The sequence below is a fragment of the Levilactobacillus paucivorans genome, from assembly GCF_001437125.1.
GTDB classification, from domain to species: Bacteria; Bacillota; Bacilli; order Lactobacillales; family Lactobacillaceae; genus Levilactobacillus; species Levilactobacillus paucivorans.
In genome coordinates this window covers 1-1,752 of record NZ_JQCA01000063.1, presented here as the reverse complement: position 1 = coordinate 1,752, position 1,752 = coordinate 1, and the positions used below count along the sequence as shown (strand labels likewise).

2 protein-coding genes are annotated in these 1,752 nt (G+C 34.8%); both read left to right on the top strand.

What is annotated here, in order from left to right:
- Positions 1 to 105: 105 nt before the first annotated feature.
- Positions 106 to 1,041 carry a replication initiation protein gene (locus IV54_RS06290; protein WP_057878544.1) on the top strand — a complete coding sequence of 312 codons (936 nt, stop codon included), beginning with the start codon at positions 106 to 108 and terminating at the stop codon, positions 1,039 to 1,041.
- Positions 1,034 to 1,600: a helix-turn-helix domain-containing protein gene (locus IV54_RS06285; protein ID WP_014271904.1), complete on the top strand. Its 567-nt coding sequence runs from the start codon at positions 1,034 to 1,036 to the stop codon at positions 1,598 to 1,600. The genes IV54_RS06290 and IV54_RS06285 overlap by 8 nt, the downstream gene beginning before the upstream one ends.
- Positions 1,601 to 1,752: the final 152 nt, after the last annotated feature.

The window sequence follows — 1,752 nt, the reverse complement described above, 5'->3', positions numbered from 1 at the left end:
TCGACTACATTTTGTCTGTTTATCGACTACATTTTGTCTGTTTATCGACTACATTTATTTACTCCTGTATTCAAATAATGTAGTATTATTCAAGGAGGTTATTTTATGAGCAATGAATTAGTCAAATATGACCCTGAATTAAATACAATCCCCTTGCGAAGGTTTACTCCTGTAGAAATGAACTTGTTCTTTTCTGTAGTTTCTAGAATGCGTGATAAAGGTGATGATACTGTTAGATTTACCTTTGATCAGTTAAAAGAGTTAAGTGCCTATAAGCCAACCGCAAATAGTCGGTTTATTGATGACATACAAAGTACATATCAAAAAATACTAGGTCTTAGATTTGGCTCTCGAAGTAAAGATGGTCTTGATAGAGAGATGTTTGTCATGTTCACTCGATTTGAAATTAAGGGATCTGCAGACGTTCCTTATGTTGATATTCAAATTTATCCCAAAGCGTTGAAACTTCTAAATAATCTCGAAAGTTGGGTTCGTTATGCTTTGACAGAGTTCCGAGATTTAAAGAGTAGTTACGCAAAAACAACTTTTCGTATCCTTAAACAATTCCGAACCACTGGTTATGCTTATTTTTCTAAAAATGATTTCTTTGAACTACTAGATATTCCACAAAGCTATTGGAGTAAGCCTGCGAACGTTGAATCTAGGGTTATTCGCCCAATTAAGGAAGAACTAACCCCTTTGTTTAGAGGCCTAACTATACGAAAAAAATATGGTAAAGGTCGTGGGAAACCAGTGATTGGTTATACTTTTACTTGGAAGCCTGAAAGAAAAGACGCAAACGACTTTTCTCAAGGTAAGTTCCAAGATGAGCGTCAAAAACTTTTTAATATCCAGAATAATGGTGAATTAACAGAACAAGAAAAATGGCGTGCTACCGATAAAGTTAAAGGCCTACCACTAGGCTCAACTGAAAAACAGATTTTAGCCGAACGACAGATTGAGCATGATAAAACAATAAGAGATCAGACAAGACAAGAAATGCTTGCTGAACTCCGAAAGGAGTTTGGAAAACATGCCTAAAACTATTAGAGAACTTGCTGATGAATTGGGCGTTTCAAAGCAGGCTATATGGCAAAAGATAAAAAGAGATGCGTCAATCGATTTACGTCAATTTACATCAACAAAAGGCAATACTGTTTACGTTGATGTTGATGGGCAAAAAGCTATTAAAGCAATGTTCTCAAACAATTCGTCAACAAGATACCGTCAACAAAAAGATGATGTTGACGACAATAAAAAAGATGCGGTTGATGGACAAGATGAAGTGAAATTTCTTCGAAATTTAGTATCAGAAATTCAATCTGAAAAGAAAGAGTTACATAAGTTACTAGATCAGCAACAAAGATTGGCCTTACAGGACAAACAACTGCTCGAAGAATACAAAGCAGAAAACGACAGATTAAAAGTTCTCAAAATGCCCTCACAGGAAACAGAATTCAAACACTTAGACAATCAATATAAAGATGAAGTGAACGCTCTTAAAGAGAAGTTGGAAAATTTGCAGGAACAAATCAAAGTTCAAAAAAGGATAGAAGAACAAGAAAAACCAAGAAAATGGTGGGGACTATGGCGAAAATAGATGATTCAGTTAAAAAGAAAGTCCCAGAATTGCGATTTAAAGGATTCACGGATGAATGGGAAGAGCGTAAGTTAAAAGATATAGCTCAATTTAATCCTTGAATTGTCAAATTAAGTGCAACACTACATTAAAGAATATTTCATAAGGCGTTT

Coding starts and splice junctions, on each gene's coding strand:
- IV54_RS06285 (WP_014271904.1), top strand. CDS start 1,034: ATGCCTAAAACTATTAGAGAACTTGCTGATGAATTGGGCGTTTCAAAG.
- IV54_RS06290 (WP_057878544.1), top strand. CDS start 106: ATGAGCAATGAATTAGTCAAATATGACCCTGAATTAAATACAATCCCC.